The sequence below is a fragment of the Variovorax ginsengisoli genome, assembly GCF_030486595.1.
Taxonomy (GTDB): Bacteria; Pseudomonadota; Gammaproteobacteria; order Burkholderiales; family Burkholderiaceae_C; genus Variovorax; species Variovorax ginsengisoli_B.
Genome location: NZ_JAUJZH010000006.1, coordinates 183,408 through 201,309, shown reverse-complemented (window position 1 = coordinate 201,309; position 17,902 = coordinate 183,408). Strand labels below are relative to the sequence as shown.

General features: G+C 68.8%; 20 protein-coding genes. 9 read left to right on the top strand and 11 right to left on the bottom strand.

The window, feature by feature from the left end; translation table 11 throughout:
* Positions 1–60 precede the first annotated feature (60 nt).
* The 3 genes from QZH52_RS10890 to QZH52_RS10880 are packed head-to-tail and all read left to right on the top strand — an operon-like array spanning position 61 to position 1,653.
* Positions 61–447 carry a hypothetical protein gene (locus tag QZH52_RS10890; protein WP_301808005.1) on the top strand — a complete coding sequence of 129 codons (387 nt, stop codon included), beginning with the start codon at positions 61–63 and terminating at the stop codon, positions 445–447.
* An 11-nt stretch (positions 448–458) separates the two neighbouring features.
* A complete protein-coding gene (locus tag QZH52_RS10885) occupies positions 459–695 on the top strand; it encodes a YMGG-like glycine zipper-containing protein (RefSeq protein ID WP_286525782.1) in 237 nt (78 codons plus the stop codon).
* 46 nt (positions 696–741) lie between these two features.
* On the top strand, positions 742–1,653 hold the full coding sequence (locus QZH52_RS10880; RefSeq protein ID WP_301808002.1) for a bestrophin family protein: 912 nt from the start codon (positions 742–744) through the stop codon (positions 1,651–1,653).
* A 31-nt stretch (positions 1,654–1,684) separates the two neighbouring features.
* Here QZH52_RS10880 and QZH52_RS10875 read toward each other — a convergent pair whose 3' ends face one another.
* Both QZH52_RS10875 and QZH52_RS10870 read right to left on the bottom strand, forming a co-directional pair.
* Positions 1,685–1,990, bottom strand: coding sequence for a protealysin inhibitor emfourin (locus tag QZH52_RS10875; protein WP_301807999.1), 306 nt, complete (start codon positions 1,988–1,990; stop codon positions 1,685–1,687).
* On the bottom strand, positions 1,987–2,697 hold the full coding sequence (locus QZH52_RS10870) for a M4 family metallopeptidase (RefSeq protein WP_301807998.1): 711 nt from the start codon (positions 2,695–2,697) through the stop codon (positions 1,987–1,989). The genes QZH52_RS10875 and QZH52_RS10870 overlap by 4 nt, the downstream gene beginning before the upstream one ends.
* A gap of 20 nt (positions 2,698–2,717) precedes the next feature.
* Here QZH52_RS10870 and QZH52_RS10865 point away from each other — a divergent pair, with 20 nt between their 5' ends.
* Positions 2,718–2,963: a hypothetical protein gene (locus QZH52_RS10865; protein ID WP_301807995.1), complete on the top strand. Its 246-nt coding sequence runs from the start codon at positions 2,718–2,720 to the stop codon at positions 2,961–2,963.
* Between the two features lie 337 nt (positions 2,964–3,300).
* On the top strand, positions 3,301–3,864 hold the full coding sequence (locus tag QZH52_RS10860; RefSeq protein WP_301807992.1) for a methyltransferase family protein: 564 nt from the start codon (positions 3,301–3,303) through the stop codon (positions 3,862–3,864).
* A gap of 10 nt (positions 3,865–3,874) precedes the next feature.
* Here QZH52_RS10860 and QZH52_RS10855 read toward each other — a convergent pair whose 3' ends face one another.
* Positions 3,875–4,366, bottom strand: coding sequence for a hypothetical protein (locus QZH52_RS10855; protein WP_301807989.1), 492 nt, complete (start codon positions 4,364–4,366; stop codon positions 3,875–3,877).
* A 179-nt stretch (positions 4,367–4,545) separates the two neighbouring features.
* Positions 4,546–5,058: a YidB family protein gene (locus tag QZH52_RS10850; protein WP_301807986.1), complete on the bottom strand. Its 513-nt coding sequence runs from the start codon at positions 5,056–5,058 to the stop codon at positions 4,546–4,548.
* Here QZH52_RS10850 and QZH52_RS10845 point away from each other — a divergent pair.
* Both QZH52_RS10845 and QZH52_RS10840 read left to right on the top strand, forming a co-directional pair.
* Positions 5,057–5,812, top strand: coding sequence for a hypothetical protein (locus QZH52_RS10845; protein ID WP_301807981.1), 756 nt, complete (start codon positions 5,057–5,059; stop codon positions 5,810–5,812). The genes QZH52_RS10850 and QZH52_RS10845 overlap by 2 nt on opposite strands.
* Before the next feature lie 217 nt (positions 5,813–6,029).
* Positions 6,030–7,046, top strand: coding sequence for a DUF2272 domain-containing protein (locus QZH52_RS10840; protein WP_301807978.1), 1,017 nt, complete (start codon positions 6,030–6,032; stop codon positions 7,044–7,046).
* A gap of 12 nt (positions 7,047–7,058) precedes the next feature.
* On the opposite strand, the gene QZH52_RS10835 is transcribed toward QZH52_RS10840, so the two are convergent.
* Together QZH52_RS10835 and QZH52_RS10830 are read right to left on the bottom strand one after the other, a co-directional pair.
* Positions 7,059–8,966, bottom strand: a complete 1,908-nt coding sequence (locus tag QZH52_RS10835; RefSeq protein WP_301807977.1) for an acyl-CoA synthetase — start codon at positions 8,964–8,966, stop codon at positions 7,059–7,061.
* Positions 8,963–9,865 carry a phytanoyl-CoA dioxygenase family protein gene (locus tag QZH52_RS10830; RefSeq protein ID WP_301807976.1) on the bottom strand — a complete coding sequence of 301 codons (903 nt, stop codon included), beginning with the start codon at positions 9,863–9,865 and terminating at the stop codon, positions 8,963–8,965. The genes QZH52_RS10835 and QZH52_RS10830 overlap by 4 nt, the downstream gene beginning before the upstream one ends.
* A gap of 120 nt (positions 9,866–9,985) precedes the next feature.
* Between QZH52_RS10830 and QZH52_RS10825 the strand changes: the two genes are divergently transcribed.
* Positions 9,986–10,813, top strand: a complete 828-nt coding sequence (locus QZH52_RS10825; protein WP_301807974.1) for a YihY family inner membrane protein — start codon at positions 9,986–9,988, stop codon at positions 10,811–10,813.
* A gap of 24 nt (positions 10,814–10,837) precedes the next feature.
* Here the strand turns inward: QZH52_RS10825 and QZH52_RS10820 are convergent, their stop codons facing one another.
* The 3 genes from QZH52_RS10820 to QZH52_RS10810 form a co-directional block, all read right to left on the bottom strand.
* Complete coding sequence (locus QZH52_RS10820; protein WP_301807973.1) at positions 10,838–12,613, bottom strand: response regulator; 1,776 nt, start codon at positions 12,611–12,613, stop codon at positions 10,838–10,840.
* Entirely contained in the window at positions 12,546–14,048 is a 1,503-nt protein-coding gene (locus tag QZH52_RS10815; protein ID WP_301808208.1) for an ATPase domain-containing protein, read from the bottom strand. Before QZH52_RS10815 ends, QZH52_RS10820 begins: the two co-directional genes overlap by 68 nt.
* Before the next feature lie 126 nt (positions 14,049–14,174).
* Complete coding sequence (locus tag QZH52_RS10810; RefSeq protein WP_301807970.1) at positions 14,175–14,930, bottom strand: hypothetical protein; 756 nt, start codon at positions 14,928–14,930, stop codon at positions 14,175–14,177.
* 187 nt (positions 14,931–15,117) lie between these two features.
* Between QZH52_RS10810 and QZH52_RS10805 the strand changes: the two genes are divergently transcribed.
* Positions 15,118–15,906: an SDR family NAD(P)-dependent oxidoreductase gene (locus tag QZH52_RS10805; protein WP_301807967.1), complete on the top strand. Its 789-nt coding sequence runs from the start codon at positions 15,118–15,120 to the stop codon at positions 15,904–15,906.
* A gap of 103 nt (positions 15,907–16,009) precedes the next feature.
* On the opposite strand, the gene QZH52_RS10800 is transcribed toward QZH52_RS10805, so the two are convergent.
* Both QZH52_RS10800 and QZH52_RS10795 read right to left on the bottom strand, forming a co-directional pair.
* Positions 16,010–16,996: a Bug family tripartite tricarboxylate transporter substrate binding protein gene (locus QZH52_RS10800; protein WP_301807963.1), complete on the bottom strand. Its 987-nt coding sequence runs from the start codon at positions 16,994–16,996 to the stop codon at positions 16,010–16,012.
* Positions 16,993–17,826 carry a hypothetical protein gene (locus tag QZH52_RS10795; RefSeq protein ID WP_301807960.1) on the bottom strand — a complete coding sequence of 278 codons (834 nt, stop codon included), beginning with the start codon at positions 17,824–17,826 and terminating at the stop codon, positions 16,993–16,995. The genes QZH52_RS10800 and QZH52_RS10795 overlap by 4 nt, the downstream gene beginning before the upstream one ends.
* Positions 17,827–17,902: the final 76 nt, after the last annotated feature.

Sequence of the window (17,902 nt, the reverse complement as noted above, 5' to 3'; positions counted from 1 at the left end):
GCCTTGCACCGGCCATTGTTGCGAGGAAGAATGCAAGCGGGAAGTCCTCAAGGAGATGCAATGAAAGCACTGACCCCTCCGGGACGCGCGGCCCTGATCGCCAGCTTTGCACTCGCCATCGGCATGGCCTGGAGCACGGTCCGCGCAGCCGAAATCGCCGTGGTCAACGGCGAGCAATGGACCACCTCCAGCGATGCCGTCAAGAAGGCCTACCTGGTCGGCGTCGCCAACATGGTCCAGGTCGAGCGCGCCTACAGCGGCGCAACGCCTCCCTCGGACGCCCAGAGCATCGTGCCGCGCATGGCCAGGGGAATGCAGGGCCAGACCCTCGACAGCGTGCGCGAAGGCGTCGACCGCTGGTATGCCGCCAACCCGACCAAGCTGAAGCGCCCGGTGCTGGACATCATCTGGTTCGAGATGGCCGCTCCCGGGCTGCAAAAGAAGTGACGGAGGCCCTCATGAAATCGCTTGCTTGGATGGCGGGCATCGCCAGCGTGACGCTCCTCGTGGGCTGCACCAACATGACCCCGCAGCAGCAGGGAACGATGAGCGGCGCGGCCATTGGCGCCGCGGCGGGCGCCGGGATCGCGGCGATCGCCGGCGGCGACGGTTGGACGGGCGCAGCGATCGGCGGCATCGCCGGCGGCATTGCCGGCAACATCAAGGGCGGCCGCCAGCAGCAGCAGGGGTGGTGATCGCGCACCGGGCACGAGCGGCGCGGCCTGACATGTCGCGCGCCCGATGATCGTCAGGCCCCGGCCCCATTGGCTGCGCCTGTTGTTCGTCTGGCGCGGATCGGTGCTGCCCGACATCCTGCCGCAGCTGCTGGCGACCACGGCCTTCGCGATCGTCGTGACCGTGCTTCACGGGCGGCTGTTCCAGTGGAAGATCCCGCTGAACTTCGTGCCCTTCTCGCTAATCGGCCTGACCCTGGCGATCTTCCTGGGCTTTCGCAACGGCACCAGCTACGCGCGCTACTGGGAGGCCCGAACGCTCTGGGGCACGGTGCTCAACGACACGCGGGCGCTGGTGCGGCAGGCGCTCACCCTGGCGGACGCGCCGTCGGAGGCGTCCTTGCTGGCGGCGCGGCTGATCGCTTTCGTGCATGCACTGCGCCACCAGCTGCGCCGGACCGATCCGGCCGCGGATTTCGAGCGCCTGCTCTGCGTCGAGGACCGCGACCGCCTGCGTCCGGCGCGCTACAAGCCTGCGCTGCTGCTGCTCATGGCCGGCGAGTGGCTGCGCGACCGGCGCCAGGCCGGGCGGATCGCGCCGGCGCTGGTCCAGGCCATGGAAGGCCCGCTCGGGCGGCTCACCGACGCACTGGGCGGATGCGAGCGCATCGCCGGCACGCCGATCCCGTTCACCTACACCGTGATCATCCACCGGACCATCTACCTCTACTGCGTGCTGCTCCCGTTCGGGCTGGTCGATGCCATCGGCCCCATGACGCCGTTGATCGTGGCCTTCATCGCCTACACCTTCTTCGCGCTGGAGGCCCTGGGCGCCCAGATCGAGGAGCCCTTCGGCACCGACCCCAACGACCTGGCCCTCGACGCCATGTCGCACATGATCGAGTCTTCGCTGCGCGAGATGATGGGCGAGCCGCTGGCGCCGCAGGACGCCGAGCCGGGCGCGTTCATCCAGACCTGAGTCCTCAGGGCAGCGCCGGCCTGGCGAGCGATTAGAGCACCGAGGGCATCGCATCCTCCGGCAGGTCGATCACCTGTTCGCCCCCGGCGGCGTCCTCGACGCGAAGGCGATAGCTGAAGCGGTCGGCACCCGGCGCCGGGCCGGGCGGCGCACCGCGCGACCTGGCCGGCCGGTCGGACGCCGCCGCTTCGATCACCCGTTCCAATGCCTGCTGCTGGGCTGCGTTGAGCGCCGCGAAGTCGTGCTCGGCGCTCACGGCCAGCCCGGCCAGGCCGCCGCGGCGCTCGATGCGGACGCGGCGCACCGCGGGCCGGGCGGGATCGGCCGGCTCGGTCATGGGCTCGCGGGCGTGACGCCCACCTCGGTCCAGGCGCCGGTGCACTGGGCCTGCAGTGCGGCGCCCCCGATCTTCAGCGCCGAGGCGATGGTCAGCGCCGCGAACTCGCTGAAGGTGGCGTCGCTGCGCAGCGCCCGGTTGATGCAGGTGTCGTACCAGGCCTTGATGGCGTTGTCCCAGGCCTGCCCGCCGGCCGCCCGCGCGAAGGTGGCGAAGGCCTTGTTCGGCACGCCGCTGTTCTCGTGCACGTCGGCCGTCGGGTCGATCTCGCCGTAGAGTTCGGGCTGCGGCGACAGGCAATGCCTGGCCGAGGGCTGCGCCATGTCGCGCAGGCAGGTGAAGCCCTTGGCCAGTGCCGGGGGCGCCATGATGCCGGCACCGACCAGCCAGCCGCGCGGCTCGGTCACGGCCCAGTTGTTCAGCCACTGGTTGAACACGGCGCTGATGCTCTCGTTGAGCGCACCCGACTCGCCTTCGTAGCGCAGGGCGCTGAGGTTCTGCGTCACGCCATGGGTCAGCTCGTGGCCGATGACGTCGGGCGACAGGTACATCTCTCCGAACAGCTTGCCGTCGCCGTCGCCGTACACCATCTGCGAACCGTTCCAGAACGCGTTGTCGTAGTTCCTGGCGTAGTGCAGGCTGGACACCAGGTCGAAGCCCTTGTTGTCGACCGAATTGCGGCCGAGCACGGTTTTGTAGAACTCCACCACAGATGCTGGGCCGGCACGTGGACCGCAGCGCCGGCCAGGAAGCGGTCCGTGTCGCGCAAGGTCGCGACGCGATGGGCTTCACGCAGTGCGCGCAGGCGCTCGGTTTCCACATAGGTGTCCTGCAGGGACTTGCGCGTGGCGGCGTCGATGGCGTCGTCGCGCGCGTATTTCTTCAGCACGCCGGGCGGGACGATGAAGCAGCACATCGATCGATAAGGCAGGACCAGCGCATCGGATGGTCGGCCGCAGGCATTGGCAGATGACATGGCGTTCTCCTTGAAGATCCCCGGACCTTCGGCGATCGAACCGGCGCCGGGCCGGAACGCAATTAGGAACCCGGCGATCGCGGAATGCGACCTCCACGCGAAGGAGCCATGCGCGCCTGCAGTCAGTGCGAAGTCAGCTCGGTTATCCTTGCGTCGACCCGTTCGCTGCTGCAGGCAAGCGTCATGGAGGCCCATGCGAATCCCGAGCGCTGTTCCCGTCAGAGCACTTTTCGCGGCCGTACTGTGCGCGTCCGGCTTGCGGGGCCGAAACGCGACCGCAGGCAACACGCTGCCGGCCGGTGTCGGCGTGCGCTTCTAGACGACGGCGCACCGTATGCTCCTCCCCCTCGCAGCCTACGGTCCGACCTTCGTGGTCGTGAGTTCGGTGCTGCTCTACATCTCGCGCGGCGCGATGACGCGTCCGCGCTCGCACGGCTTCTATCGCTTCTTCGCCTGGGAGTGCATCCTCGGGCTCATCTGGATCAACCTGCCGGTCTGGGGCGCAGACCCGCGCGCGCTGCCTCAGCGGGTGGCGATGGTGCTGTTCATGACCTCGATCTGGCTGCCGCTGCATGCATTCAGACTGCTACGGCGCGACGGGCATCCGGGCGAGGCGCGCCAGGACGAAGCGCTGATCGGATTCGAGAAGACGACCACGCTCGTGACGGCCGGCGCATTCCGCTACATCCGCCATCCGATGTACACCGCGCTGATCTGCCTGGCCTGGGGCATCTTTCTGCAGCAGTTCACCTGGCTGGGGCTGGCGCTGGTGGTGGCGGCGACGGTGCTGCTGTTCGTCACCGCCTTGCGCGAAGAACAGGAATGCCTTGCGCATTTCGGCCAGGCGTACCAGGACTACATGCGGCGCACGCGCCGCTTCGTGCCCTTCCTGCTGTAGCGCGTGCCGCCTATGCGCCCTCGGTCTGCGCGTCCGGCCCGGCGTCCTGCAGACAGGCATCGCGCAGCAGCCCCGGACACTGTTCGCGGAAGTCCGCGAAACCGAAGGCGCTCGCCGCGATCGTGGCTGCGAGCAGCAGCAGCCACGCGGTCGTCGCGAGGCCGCTGCGTGCCCTGGGATGCTGTCGCTCGAGGTAGGCCTGCCAACGTTCCTCGCCAGGGGACGCGTGGCCTTCGAGCTTCGCCAGGTAGTCGGCCACAAGGGCCAGGCGGGCGCGGACGGCCCTGGCTTTCAGGATGCCGTAGGCCGGGACGACGATCGGCAGGAACCACACGAGGCCCTGGTAGCCGACATAGTCGCCCGCGCCCCGGACCAGCCAGGCGAACAGGGCCGCCGCGCCCAGCACGCAGGCAAGCTCGAGGCGTGCGAGCGCCGCCATGCCGCTGCGCATTTCCTGCTGCAGGGCGACGTACTCTTCTCTTGGTAGCCAGGGGTCGGCCATGCACGCTGCTCCGTCATCGCCGGCTGGGGCGCCGGTGGGGTGAGGAGCTTACCAGCGCCGGTCCCGCTTTCAGGGCTTGCGCACCAGCGCAAGCCCTGGTGCATCGGCGTCACCTCGCCGAACGCCGTGGCGCCTGCAATTCGAAGCGATGACCTCGACGACGCGTCGTCGGCTCCTGCCTATCGGAACGCTTGCAGGTAGTTGTCGACGCTTGATGAAAGCTGGTTCTGCTCGGGTACCTGGCCGCCCGGCGTGAAATGGTCGACCACGTCGGGCAGCAATTCAGACAGCCCCGAGCGCGTCTCGTCGTCGCCGAGGCCTGCCTGCTGGGCGATCTGGTGGAGCTGATCGCGGCCGAAGATGTCGTCGATCGCATTCGGCGGCAAGGCCTGGTTCGCACCCGTGCCCACCCATGACTCGGCTTGGCTCCCGTAGCCCTTCTGCGTGAACTGTTCGAGGAGGCCGCCGAGGCCGCCCATGCCGGCGAGACCTCCGGGTCCACCAACTTCACCCCCGCCGCTGGCAGGACCGGCGCCGAGGCCGCCCGCGTGACCGCGCTGGCTCAGCATGTTGAGGACCACCGGCAGCAAGGCCATCAGGACCGGGCTCATGCCGCCGCGCGAGCTGTGGCTCTGGCTTCCGCCGAGTGCATTGCCGGCGAGTCCGCCGAGGATCTGCGTCAAGAGGCCCATGATGATCTCCTTGGTTGATCGCGCGCCCGCGGACGCGCGGGGGTGGCGCTTCGAACGACGCCAGTATCAGGCCATGGGCGGGCCGCGGGTGGAGGACGAAGCCTCGACCTACAACGCCTGGGCTCAATCGCTGATTCGTTCGGCCTTCACGTGGGCGGATATCTGCATGAGGCAGAAGGCGATCGGCCGCGGCCACCTGTTTCATTCTTTCACCGGAGGCACCATGGGCAACCCTTCAATCGTCTCGCGCCCGGACAGCGACCCGAACCGCAGCACCACGTCAACCGGGACGGGGCGGGAGACCACCTGGACCACGGACACGGCCGCCCCGTTCGATCAAGGCCGGCAATCCGGGCAGCAGTCGGGGCAGCCGCAGCAGGCCGCGCAGGGCACCGCGTCGCCGCAGGGCGGCCCTCCTGGCACCCAGCCCGACACCGACGAGGGCTCGTCGATGCGCCGCAGCATGGACGACGCAGATGCGGTCGGACGCAAGGTGGCGAGTACCGCCCAAGGGTACCTCCATGATGTCAAGGACAAGGCCGGCAGCGTCACGCACTCCGCCAAGTCCTACGCCCGCAGTGCGGTCGATGCGGCGGGCGAGAAGATCCAGGGCATGAAGGAACAGGCGGGCGACCTGCGGGTGAAGGGCCAGCAATACGTGATGGGGGAGCCGATCAAGGCAATCCTCTGCGCCGCTGCGGGCGGCGCGCTGATCACGGCGTTGCTGCTCGCGCTGTCCGCGCCGCGCCGCTGATCCGCCCGCGCCCACCCGGGCGGTCGAATCGGACCCCACTCCCTCATGTGTCGCGGGCGGGTAGCTGTAGTGGCCATCACCTGTGCTCGTCGACGTAGTGCGATTGGTAGAAGACATGGCGGATGTCGTCGGGTCGGGCGAGGCGTCGCATAGGGGTGTTGGGGCGTCTGAAGGGCGGCCGAGTGTAGTCGCGCACCGAGGCTATGCTCGGGTCCGAATGTCCTTCCATTTCGTGCCGCGGCGGCTTCTTCCGGTCGCCGCTTACCTCTTGGCCATGGCCGCGCCGTTCGCTGCCGGGGCCGCTTCGCTGTGCCTCGACACCGCCACGCGATCCCCCCCGCCGCCCCGCGCGCTGGCCATGGCGGCCGCGGCCGAGCGCGAACACCGGGCCTTCGGCGGACAGGCCATGGATGCCGAAGGCCGGCTCACCGAATCGGGCCTGTCGGAGGCCGAAGACGTGCGCACCGGTGTGTGGGCCCGTGCGCCCTGGGAGCGCGTGCTCGGCTATTGGGGCGCCGTCGATCCGCAGCAAGGCCGCCTGCCCTACCTCGTGCGGTTCGGCGCGCTGCGCCCGGCCGATCGGCAACTCCTGCTGCAGGCGCTGAACCAGGCCACGGCCGCCCGGCTGCAAGGACTGGGCGTCGGCCCGGACCAGGGCCTGGAATCGCACGAGCTGCGCGCCGCGCAGGCCGCGATCGACCGGGTCGCCGTGATCGACACCCCCTGGTCCGCGGCTTTCGTGAGCTGGCTCGCACGCCAGGCCGGGCTCGGCGCGGACGAGTTCCAGTTCTCCGAGGCCCATGCCGACTATGCGGGCGCGGCCTGGCAGGCCGGCAGCGCCGAGGCGGCCGGCCGTCCGACCGCCTACGCGATGCGCGCCTGCGACATCACGCGCACACCGCCGCGCGTCGGCGACCTGGTCTGCCAGGCGCGCGGCACCGGTGCCGGGCTCGACAGCTTCGAGAAGATCGGCGAGGCGCTGGCGGCCCGCCGCACCGGCGGCGGCGCCTTGCCGATGCATTGCGATGTCGTGGTGACGGTCGATGCCCTGGGCTTCGATGCCATCGGCGGCAACGTGCTGCAGTCCGTCACCTTGCGCCGGCTGGCCTTCGCGCCGGGGAATCGCTGGCTCGACCCCAGCTACCTGAGCGACGGCTGCGGTGCGGCCAGGGCCGACTGCGTCGATCGCCACATGAGCCGGCAGCCCTGGTCGCTGCTGCTGCAGTGGCGCTGAACCGCGCCGGACTCAGCGCCAGACCGTCTCGTGCTTCAGGACCAGTGGGTCCAGGCGCTCGTCGATCTGCCGCGCGACCGACTCGCGATCGCCCGTGGCCGCGCCGGTGACCGCAACCGTGACCAGGCTGCCGTGCAGCGCGTGGGCGCCGACCTCGACCGTCAGTTCGCGATCGGCTCGCTGCAGGTCCGACAGCAGGCGCAACGCCACGCGCTGCGCCGCCTGCCATCGCAGCGCGGGCTTGAAGACCTTGCCCACCGCGGTCAGCGGCAGGGCCTCGACGAACAGCACCTCGACCGGCAGCGCCGCGCGTTCCGGCGTGCCGGCGGCAACGAAGGCGAGCAGGTCGGCCGCCTCGACCGCCGCGCCCGGCTTGAGCTGCACGAAGGCGATCGGCAGCTCGCCCGCATACACGTCCGGCTGGCCGACGACGCTGGCCTGCGCCACCGCGGGATGCTGGAAGAAGACCTCTTCGATCGCCATCGGGTCGATGTTGTGGCCGCCGCGGATGATCAGGTCCTTGGCGCGGCCGGTGATCCAGAGGTAGCCTTCGGCGTCGAGGCGGCCGAGGTCGCCGGAGTTCACCCAGCCGGGCGCGACGAAGGCCTCGCGGTTGTGGCTGTCGCTCAGGTAGCCGCTGAACACGCCGGGCCCGCTCATCGCCACGACCCCGCTCTCGCCGACCGCGCAGTCGCGCGTGGCGCGCCCCTCGGCATCGACCTCGACGATCCGCACCCGGCTGTACGGCACCGGATGGCCGACCGAGCCCAGGCGGATCGGCCGGTCGAGGTAGGCCAGGGTGTGGACGCTCGAGGTCTCGGTCATGCCGTAGACCTCGACCACCGGCACCTCGAAGCGCTGCGCGTAAGCCCTGCCGATCGGCACCGGGATCGCCGAGCCGCCGCCCGAGCAGATGCGGATGCTCGAGACGTCGGCGCCGTCGACCGGCACGTTGAGCGCCGCGCCGAGCACGGTCGGAACACCGCCGAACACTTCGGGCCGAAAGCGCTCGACCAGCCGCCAGACATTGCGCACCGCCACCGGGTTGCGCCAGCCCGACGGCGACAGCACGACGATCGCGCCGCCCGCGCTCAGTTGAGCCAGGCCCTGCGTCAGCGCACCGCCCACATGGAAGAGCGGCAGGCCGAACAGCAGCGGCGCGCCGGCGCGCACGCGCAGCATCAGGCCCACGGCCCAGGCCTGGTAGACCTGGTTGCCGTGCGTATGGCGCACCAGCTTCGGCATGCCGGTGGTGCCGCCGGTGTGGAAGTAGGCGGCGGTGTCGCTGGCCGCGATCTGGCGGCCGCCGAGCAGCCGGTCGGCGGGCTGCCGGTCCACCAGTGCGTCGAAGCCGTGCACGGCGCGTGCCGGGTCGCTCTCGCCACCGACCACGACGATCGCCTTCAGGCCCGGCAACTGGTCGCGGATGCGTTCGACCTTGGCCCAGATGTCGGTTCCGGGCACGGGGCCGAGCGCGACCAGCACCTTGGTGTTGGCGGCGCGCAGGATCTCGGCGATCTGGCCCGCCTCGAGCAGCGGATTGACCGGATTGGCTATGCCGGCCGCTTCGGCGCCGAACAGGCAGAAGAAGCTCTGGGGAACCAGCGGCAGCAGCAGGCTGACGACATCGCCGGGGCCGACGCCGAGTTCGGTGAACAGGTTCGCGGCCTGCGTCACGCGGCCGACGAACTGCCGATGGCTGATGCGCATCGGCGTATCGTCGGGCTCCGCCTGCGGCAGGAACACGATGGCATCGGCGTCGGGGTCGCAGGCGGCGCCGCGCTGCAGGGCCTCGTAGGTGCTCTGCGCTGCGATGCGCTCGGCATAGGGCGTGGCTTCGAAGGCACGCAGTTGGGCGTCGCTCGCGAAGGCCGGCCATTCGTCGCCGATCAGCCGGTCCAGGGGGTGCGCGGGTCTCATGGGTTCTCCTGTTCGCGCCGGCCGTCGCGAGGCGCTCCGGCTACGGCATTGACATGGTCGGGCTGCAGCACCTTGGCCGGATGCGACGCCGTGACGTGGCCCATGAAGGGCGGCATGATCTCGTAGCCGAGCAGCGACTGCAGGCGCGGCGACATGCCGCGCACCAGCGCCGGCGGGATGCCGAGGTAGAAGTTCTCCTGGGTGCGCGCCCAGGGTTCGCAGTACTGGTTCGAGAACGCCAGCCGCGGCGCCGCGCTGCGATTGGCGCCGCCGCGGTGCATCAGGGTGCCATGGAAGAAGATGCAGGCCCCTGCCGGAACGACCATCGGCACGAGCAAGCGCTCCAGCGAGGAGGGCATCGGCGCATCGGCATCGCGGCCGTCGTAGGCCCCGATGATCCGGGCGTCGCTCCAGCGGTGGCTGCCGGGGATGATCTCGGTGCCGCCGTTCTCGGCCGTGAACGCATCGACCGCGACGATCGTGCTGAAGCTGATGGAAGGCCGCGGGCGCGGTACCGGGTAGAACGAGTCGTCGTAGTGGATCGGCTGCGGCGTCTCGCCCGCATGGATGCAGATCGCCTGGCTCGCCGTCAGCAGGTAGCCCGGTGCCAGCAGCCGGTCGAGCAGGGCCAGCACGCGCGCGTCTTCGGCGATGTCCTCGAAACAGCGGCCCCGGCCGACCAGCGTGTAGACCCGTTCGGTGCGCACGCCCTCGAAGTTGTTGCGTCCGGTGTGGCTGCCCAGGTGTGGTGCGAGGCCCGCGCGGACCCGCTGCAGATCGTCCGGCCGCAGGAAATCGGGGATGACCGTGTAGCCCTGGGCGTCGAGTTCGGCGAGATGGCGCTGCACGCCGATGGCGCTGTCCTGGTGGCCTGGCCCCGTGTCCGTCAATGTGGTCATGAAGATCCTCGGTCGCGCGCAGCGTAGCCCGGAACGCCAGCCCGGACAACCAAGAGGAACCCCGAGGCCGGCGGCGGCAGCCTTCACAATCGGCGGGCCGAATTTCATTTGCCGCGACCCATGTTCACCCTGACCCGAATGACGATCCAGCGCGCCCGCAAAGAGCGCTTGCCCCAGGTCGCCGGGAGCCTGACCTTCACGACCCTGCTGTCCATCGTCCCCTTGCTGGCGGCGAGCTTCGCGCTCTTCACGCACTTCCCGGTCTTCAGGCGATTCAAGGATGCGATCCAGGAGTTCCTGCTGAGCCCGCTGCTGCCGGCCGATATCGCGCGCACGGTCCTGCAGTACCTGAACCGGTTCGCCGCCAACGCCAGCGGCCTGACCTGGGTCGGCTCGCTGCTGCTGCTTTGCACGGCGGTCGCGATGCTGCTGACCGTCGAGAACGCCCTGAACCAGATGTGGGAGGTGCGGCGCAACCGGCCGTTCTTCAGGCGGGTCGGCCTGTACCTGCTGATGCTGGCGGTCGGGCCGCCGGTGCTGGGCCTGAGCCTGTGGGCGAGCTCCCATGTGCTCGGCGCCTCGCTGGGCTGGATCGGCGCGCTGCCCGCTTCGCTCGCCTTCGTGTTCGATCTCGGCCCGCTGCTGCTCGTCCTGGCGGCGCTGACCAGCATGTTCTACCTCGTCCCGAACACCCAGGTGCGCCTGCGTGATGCCCTCGCCGGGGGCCTGGTCGCCAGCTTGGCCTTCGAGTTCGGCAAGCGCGGCTTTGCCGGCTACCTCGCCAAGGTGCCGACCTACAAGGCGGTCTACGGGACCTTCGCGGCGTTCCCGATGTTTCTGCTCTGGGTGTATTTCTCGTGGCTGGTCACGCTGGTCGCGGCCATGATCGCGGCCAACCTGGGGCGTGCCAGGAAGGAAAATCGACGATCCTCGAATCGAGCGGCATGACCTGGTGGCGCGCGCCCGAGGTGCCTATGGCGGCGGTTGCCTTCGCCGAAGCTCCATCGACACGGCCTTGCCCATGGTGTCGAGGTCGAAAGGCTTGGCGAGCACCGAGTGCGGGCCGATCAGACGCTCGACGGCGTTCATGTCCGCGTAGCCGGTCGCCATGAGAATCGGAAGATCGACGTACATCTCGCGTGCATGGGCGATCAGTTCAGCGCCGTTCATACGCGGCATCAGGTAGTCGACCAGCAGCAGGTCCGGTCGCGCCTTCTTCAACTCGGTCAGGCCCGCTGCGCCATCCGCGGCCTGGCGAACGTGGAATCCAAGCACCTGAAGGCATTCGACCATGCTTCGGCGAACGGCGGGATCGTCTTCGACGACCAGGATCTCCGCCTGCAACGCCAGCGCCGCGTTCTGCCCGCGAAGCGTGGCCTCGGCCGCTTCCTTCGGCGCCGGGGCCAGCGGGAAGCAGAGCTTGATCGTCGTGCCTGCGCCGACCTCGCTCTGCACTTCCACATTGCCGCCCGACTGCCGCGTGAATCCGTAGACCTGGCTCAACCCGAGCCCGGTACCGGCGTGCTGCTTGGTCGTGAAGAACGGATCGAAAACCTTGCCGAGCAGGTTGTCCGGGATTCCCTCGCCCGTATCGCGCACGGCGACGCTGACCGTGCCCAGTGGATACGCAGTGGCGACAGCGCCACCGGGACTGGCGTCGGGATCGACGGCCGCCGCCATCTGCGTGTGGATTTCCAGCATGCCGCCCAGGGGCATGGCATCGCGCGAGTTCACCGAGAGATTGAGGACGGCCATCTCCATCTGGGCGGCGTCGACGACGACATACGCGGGCTCGGGACACAGCGACAGCGACAGCTTGACATGGGCGCCCACGGAAATCGAAATCAGCTCCGCCATGTTGCGGATGAGATCGTTCACGTCATGCAGCTTGGGCACCAGGCTCTGCGTGCGCGCAAAGGACAGCAGTTGGCCGGTCAGGCGCGAACCGCGGTCCACGGCCTCCTTGGCCCGGTGCGCGTAGTGGCGAACGCGGTCGTCCTTGATTGTCAGCCGCTCGATCAACTGCAGGTTCAGGTTGACGGCATGCAGCAGGTTGTTGAAGTCGTGGGCGATGCCGCCGGTCAGGCGGCCCAGTGCTTCCATTTTCTGGTTCTGGACGCGCGAACTCTCGACGCGTTCCCGCTCCAGGATCTCGCGCATCAACCGATCGTTCGCGCTCGCGAGGTCGGCGGTCCGCTCGGCGATCCGGGTTTCGAGCTTGTCGTTAAGCTGCTCGACGCTCAGCTTGGATGCCTCCAACTCGGCAAGATGCTTGCGCGTGAGGTATTGGCGCTGCCGTGCGCGCAATGCGGACTCGGCAGCACTTGCCAAGGTGTCGGGATTGACCGGCCGCTCGAGCAGCACCAGATTGCTGAGTTCCTGCAGCGCAGACCGGGCACGATCGGTCCGGTGCAGCGTTTGCCGCGCCGCCAGCACGACGAACGGATAGTCGGACCACGGCGGCTGGCTCGCGAGCATCTCGCGCAGCGCATCGACGATGCCGTTGGTCAGCGCTTCCTCGGTGAGGATCGTCGCGGCCGAGTCCTGGCACATTTCGCGGATCAGCGCGTCGCCGCTTTCGCAGATGTGTGCAACGACTCGCCGTGCCGCGAGCACCTCGGTGATCACCCGGGCGTCGCGCCCGAACGGCGCCAGGACGAGTATTCGATTCTCCACGCCGTCACGCCTGTTCCGCGCTGCCGAGCAGCGAGGTCTCTCCGCTATAGCGCGGAACACCAGCCATGACACCTTCGAAATCCGTGAGCGCCTCACCGATCTCGAGGCCGCTCGCGCTGAGCCTGAACTGATGGATCGTGGAGGCGTGCGCGCTGGTGCGACTCTTGATCACCGACACCGCCTTGAGGAGTTGCCCACGGGCCTCGAAGTACCGGAACTGCAGCATCGAATCGCTCAGGTAGCTCAGGTCGACATCGTTTGGGACCTCGCCGGAAAGGCCGTGCTGAGACAGGACAAGAATGGTCGTCACCCCCTGCAGATTGAGGTACGTCAGCAGCTCGTGCATCTGCAGCAGAAGGAAGTTGCTGCCGGGCATGGCGACCAGGTAGGCGTTCAGCGTATCGATCACGACCGTGCCGACGCCCCGCCGCTCGACCGCATCTCGCACGCGGTGCGAAAACTCGCCGGCGGAAATCGCCGCCGGGTCGATCGTGTGCAGATCCAGCTGTCCCGACGCGTTGTACTCTTCGATGTCCAGCCCCAGGGCCCGCGAGCGCATCAGGAGTGTCTTGATTCCTTCGTCGAAAAGGAAGAATGCCGCCTTGCCCCCGCGCTGCATGGCGGCAGCCGCACAGCACACGGCAGTGGTCGTCTTGCCGACGCCGGCGGGGCCGGCGAACAGCAAGTTGCTGCCCGGGACCAGCCCGCCGCCCAGGAGCCGGTCCAGTTCTGCATTGCCGGAACTCACGGCTTCGCTCGCATGCTCGCGGCCGTGCTCGTTGGCCACCAGGCGCGAGAACACCTGCAGTCCGCCCCAATCGAGATTGAAGTCGTGCTCGCCCTCCCGGAACCTCACGCCCCGCATCTTCACCACGCGAAGCCGGCGCTTGTCGGGGCCGTAGGTGCCGGTGTTCTGCTCGAGATGGATCACGCCGTGCGCAATGCTGTGCAGGTGCATGTCGCCGGCGCCGGCCGATTTGTCGTCGAGCATGAGCACGGTGCAGCGCTGCGTCAGGAAGAAGCGCTTGAGCGCCAGGATCTGCCGCCGATAGCGCAGCGGGTTCTGGGACAGCAAGCGCAGCTCCGAGAGGCTGTCGAAAACGACACGCTCCGGTCGCACGCGCTCCACCAGGGCCATGACGTTGCGGATCGTTTCGCCCAGCTCGAAATCGGAGGGGTTGAGGATGCTCTGCTCGGCGTCTGCGCTGAGGCCCTCGTCGCCGACGAGATCGAAGATTTCTATGCCGTCGAGTTCCCACCCGTGCGACCTCGCGCCCTGCGCAAGCTCGTCGGAAGTCTCCGACAACGTGACGTACAAGCCCTTTTGGCCGAGTACCCGCCCTTCGAGAAGGAACTGCAGGCCGAGCGTCGTCTTGCCGGCGCCCGGGGTCCCTTCGACAAGATAGAGGTGCCCCGCTGGCAGTCCTCCGGCCAGCACCTCGTCGAGTCCTGGCACCCCGGTGGGCTCGAAGAGCGACGGCTGCGAGGCAGTGCGTAGATTCGTCATGGCGAAAGCATCCGGTTTGTTTTTTCCTGAATCTAGTGTGAAGACGGATGTCGTCTCGAGCGATGCTGCGCGCGCCCGCATGTAGGCGCTTTTCTTGAAAGCGTGTGGGGACGGGCGGCAGGGCGCTCAGGGTTTCGAGGGGCCGCGGCGCAGGCGAGCCACCATCGCTTCGAACGTTTCATCGGAAAACCGGAGCAGTCGCACGCGGTCGTTGACCACCCTCAGCAACTCGTGCTCGCCGCAGACCAGGGTTGCGCCGGAGCCTGGCGCGCCGTCCGTTATATCGCCGGGGAAGGACAGGTTCCAGTAGGGCCAGTCCATGGGCAGCACTTCGATGTTGTAGGCCTCGGCCAGGGCCAATGCCGGAATGGCCATCGTTTCGAGGAACTCGTGGTCGGGCGATGCGATGGGGACCGGTCGGTGGACCTTGACGGTCAAGGCGAACCTGACCTGCATGTCGAGGTCCAGGTGGCCTTCCCGGACCAGCACGCCGAGGCTGGCGGGAGCGCTGTGGGTCCAGGCCGCGGCCTGGCTGCCCAGAAACGCGAAGGCCTCGCCAGATTCGCAGATCGCGAACAGGCGCTCGCACGGACCCGGCGAACGCGCATAGGCCCGCAGCACCTCTGCCAGCACCGGCCGACGACGGACATCGGCGTAGAGCCGGTGCGGCGCGTAGCCGAACCGCAGGAGTGCTGCGTGGCATACATCCTCGGGCGCCACTTCCCCGTGGATGCCGGCCAGTCCAGCCAATGCGTCCATGCATTGCCAGATGACCCGGGCGACCTCCGTCAGCGGTTGCCCGGTGATCGCAGCGATCGCAGCCGGAATGGGGCGCACCGGACCCGCCCGGTCCCGGACGATCGGGCTGAGTGTTCGTACCATGCAGGAGCCTTGTGTCTGATCCGATAGCGCCCACGACCCGGTGCGGGGGCAACGGACCGATCGTAGGTTCCCCGAGCCTGCCCAGCCCGTGGCACCTTCGGCCGTGCGCGTGTAGGACCACGCAGCATGAAGCGCTCTGGCACAGTTGGACCCCTCGACACTGAACGATCTCATCCAAGGAGGTGCCATGGATCTTCAATTGACCGGCAAGCATGTGCTTGTCACGGGCGGCAGCCGCGGCATCGGGCTGGCCTGCGCCCGCGAGTTCCTGCGCGAAGGCGCGCGGGTCAGCCTGGCCGGGCGCACGGCCGCGCACCTGGAGGCCGCTGTGGCGGCATTGCGCGCCGAGGGCCACGTGGCGCACGGCCAACTCGCCGACCTCGGTGATGCGGGTGCGGCGCTTGCGATGGTGGATGCCGCCGAAGCCGAGGGTGGCCCGATCGACGTCCTCGTCAACTCGGCCGGGGCCGCGCGCCGCACGCCCTTCGACGAGTTGCAGCCGCAAGCGTGGCAGGACGCCATGCAGGCCAAGTTCTTCACTTACGTCAACGTCATGGACCCGGTGATCAAGCGCATGGGGGCGCGCGGCACGGGCGCGATCGTCAACGTCATCGGCATGGGCGGCAAGGTCGCCACCACCACCCACCTGGCAGGCGGTGCCGCCAATGCGGCGCTGATGCTCGCGACCGCCGGCCTGGCCGCGGCCTATGGGCCGCGCGGCGTGCGCGTGAATGCGGTCAACCCGGCACTGACGCTGACCGACCGCATGGCCGAGGGCCTGGCCGCCGAGGCCCGGCTGCACAAGACCAGCGCCGAGGCGGTGCTGCGCGACGCGCAGGCCCGCATGCCCCTCGGACGGGTCGCCGCGCCCGAGGACATCGCGCGTGCGGTCGTGTTCCTGGCATCGGGTGCGGCCGGCTACATCTCCGGGGCCATCGTCTCGATGGACGGCGCCGCGGTGCCGATGGTGGTCTGAGACCGTGAAGGGGCTCGGCCCCCTGATGAATTGCGCAACGACCGGCCTGGCATACCTTCCCATTGCTCGGCAACGCGATCCCTGGAAGTAGGGTGAACAGGCCCTAATCGATCGAGATGTTGGCCCGGGCCACCACGTCCTTCCAGCGCGCCAGGTCGCGCTGGATGAGGCGCGTGACTTCCTCGGGGCCGCTTGGTTTCACCGCGTAGCCCAGTTGGGCCAGGCGGGCGCCGAGCTCGCCATCGAGCGCCTTGCGCGTGGCGTCGCGGATGCTCGAGAGCACCGCCGCAGGGACCGCGGCGGGCGCCATCAGGCAATACCAGACTTCGTAGTTGACCGCCGGGCCGCCGGCCTCCGGCAGCGTCGGCACCTCGGGCAGATGGGTGCTGCGGCGTTCGCCGAAGACCGCGATGCCGCGCAGCTTGCCCGCCGCGATGTGCCCGGCCACCGAGGGCGTGGTGGCGTAGACCATGTCGATCTGGCCGCCGATCGCGTCATTGACCGATGGTGCCGTGCCCTTGTAGGGCACATGCAGGGTCTTGAGCGGCGAGATCGTCGACAGGTACTCGCCCACCAGATGCGGCGATGTCCCGGCGCCCGGTGTTCCGAAGCTCAGGGGTCGCTGTTGCGAGAGCGCGACCAGTTCGTTGAAGTTCTTCGCCGGGAAGTCCGGCCGCACCGCGATCACAACCTGCGTGGTGCCGATCATGCTCACCGGGACGAAGTCCTTGAGGGGGTCGTAGCGCACGTTGCGGTTCACGCTCGGATTGGTCGCCAGGAAATCGTTGGCGAACAACAGGGTGTAGCCATCGGCGGGCGCCCTGGCGACCGCATCGGTTCCCATGTTGCCGCCGCTGCCGGGGCGGTTGTCCACGATCACGGCCTGGCCCAGGCGCTTGCCGAGCCGCTCCGCGAAGGGCCGTGCGATGGTGTCGAAGCCGCCGCCCGGCGGAAAGGGCACCACCATCGAGATCGGGCGCGAAGGGAAGCCCTGGGCCCAGGCGCGCAGCACGGGCGCGGTGGCCAGCGCGGCGGCGCCGAGGCCGAGCAGGGCGCGCCGACGGCGCGGGTCGAAGGGGCGGCCGATCATGGCGAGAGCCTCGGCAGCTCGATCTGCAGCAGCTGGCTGGCGGCGTCGGCCTGCATCCGGCTCGCGTTCGCCCCGCTGTACAGCGACGAGCGCGGCTCCCAGTCGCCGTCGCCCGCCCGGCCTTGCCCTTCGAGCACGAAGACGATGGTGTTCGGCGGCACCTCGAACCCGACGCCGGGCTGGAGCTCGACCAGCGACAGCGTGGTGCAGGCCTCGGAGAACGTGCCGAGGTGCTTGCGCGCGAGCCCCGGGGCGCTGTCGTCCGGCACCCAGGCGGCCGCCGACGGCCGGATGAAGACCGGCTTGTCGTAGCGGCTCTCGGGATAGCGCAGCGCGCGGCCATGGACATGCTCCCAGACCGCTTCGTAGGCATCCTGGTTGCGCGTGCCGCCCTCGGGCTTGTCGACCTTGTAGACGCCGGCCTCGAACCGGCCGGTCTCCTTGAGTTCGCTGATGCCGCGCTGGAAGGCGGCCTCCGACAGATAGCCGCTGCGGCTGGCACCGCCGAACTGCAGCACCAGCGTGAGGGATTCGCCCGCGATGCTTTGCGGGCCGTAGAACACGCCTTCGGGGAAGTAGCCGATCATGCCCGGCTTCATGACGCCGTCGCGCGAGAAGTCGGCGTCGCCTTCGAGCTGCACGCGCACCTGGTCGAAGTTGTGCCGGTGGCGCGGCGAGTCGAAGTCGTTGAAGGTGTTGGACAGCTGAAGGAAGAAGTTGCCCACCGCGCCGTCGGTGCCGGACAGAAGGGGGTGGTAGCGAAAGCGGCCGCCGCGGGCGTGAACGCGCTCGATCATCGTCAGATCGCGTAGATTCAGTATCTGTTGCATGGTTCGTCTTGTCTCCGTGGGAACAGGGCGCATGCTGACGCACCCGCCGCCACCTGCCCAGCGACATTTATTCACA

Bases quoted from the DNA above. Each gene is read 5' to 3' on its own strand.
- QZH52_RS10890 (WP_301808005.1), top strand. From the start codon at position 61: ATGAAAGCACTGACCCCTCCGGGACGCGCGGCCCTGATCGCCAGCTTT.
- QZH52_RS10885 (WP_286525782.1), top strand. From the start codon at position 459: ATGAAATCGCTTGCTTGGATGGCGGGCATCGCCAGCGTGACGCTCCTC.
- QZH52_RS10880 (WP_301808002.1), top strand. From the start codon at position 742: ATGATCGTCAGGCCCCGGCCCCATTGGCTGCGCCTGTTGTTCGTCTGG.
- QZH52_RS10875 (WP_301807999.1), bottom strand. From the start codon at position 1,990: ATGACCGAGCCGGCCGATCCCGCCCGGCCCGCGGTGCGCCGCGTCCGC.
- QZH52_RS10860 (WP_301807992.1), top strand. From the start codon at position 3,301: ATGCTCCTCCCCCTCGCAGCCTACGGTCCGACCTTCGTGGTCGTGAGT.
- QZH52_RS10855 (WP_301807989.1), bottom strand. From the start codon at position 4,366: ATGGCCGACCCCTGGCTACCAAGAGAAGAGTACGTCGCCCTGCAGCAG.
- QZH52_RS10845 (WP_301807981.1), top strand. From the start codon at position 5,057: ATGATGATCTCCTTGGTTGATCGCGCGCCCGCGGACGCGCGGGGGTGG.
- QZH52_RS10850 (WP_301807986.1), bottom strand. From the start codon at position 5,058: ATGGGCCTCTTGACGCAGATCCTCGGCGGACTCGCCGGCAATGCACTC.
- QZH52_RS10840 (WP_301807978.1), top strand. From the start codon at position 6,030: ATGTCCTTCCATTTCGTGCCGCGGCGGCTTCTTCCGGTCGCCGCTTAC.
- QZH52_RS10835 (WP_301807977.1), bottom strand. From the start codon at position 8,966: ATGAGACCCGCGCACCCCCTGGACCGGCTGATCGGCGACGAATGGCCG.
- QZH52_RS10830 (WP_301807976.1), bottom strand. From the start codon at position 9,865: ATGACCACATTGACGGACACGGGGCCAGGCCACCAGGACAGCGCCATC.
- QZH52_RS10825 (WP_301807974.1), top strand. From the start codon at position 9,986: ATGTTCACCCTGACCCGAATGACGATCCAGCGCGCCCGCAAAGAGCGC.
- QZH52_RS10815 (WP_301808208.1), bottom strand. From the start codon at position 14,048: ATGACGAATCTACGCACTGCCTCGCAGCCGTCGCTCTTCGAGCCCACC.
- QZH52_RS10810 (WP_301807970.1), bottom strand. From the start codon at position 14,930: ATGGTACGAACACTCAGCCCGATCGTCCGGGACCGGGCGGGTCCGGTG.
- QZH52_RS10805 (WP_301807967.1), top strand. From the start codon at position 15,118: ATGGATCTTCAATTGACCGGCAAGCATGTGCTTGTCACGGGCGGCAGC.
- QZH52_RS10800 (WP_301807963.1), bottom strand. From the start codon at position 16,996: ATGATCGGCCGCCCCTTCGACCCGCGCCGTCGGCGCGCCCTGCTCGGC.
- QZH52_RS10795 (WP_301807960.1), bottom strand. From the start codon at position 17,826: ATGCAACAGATACTGAATCTACGCGATCTGACGATGATCGAGCGCGTT.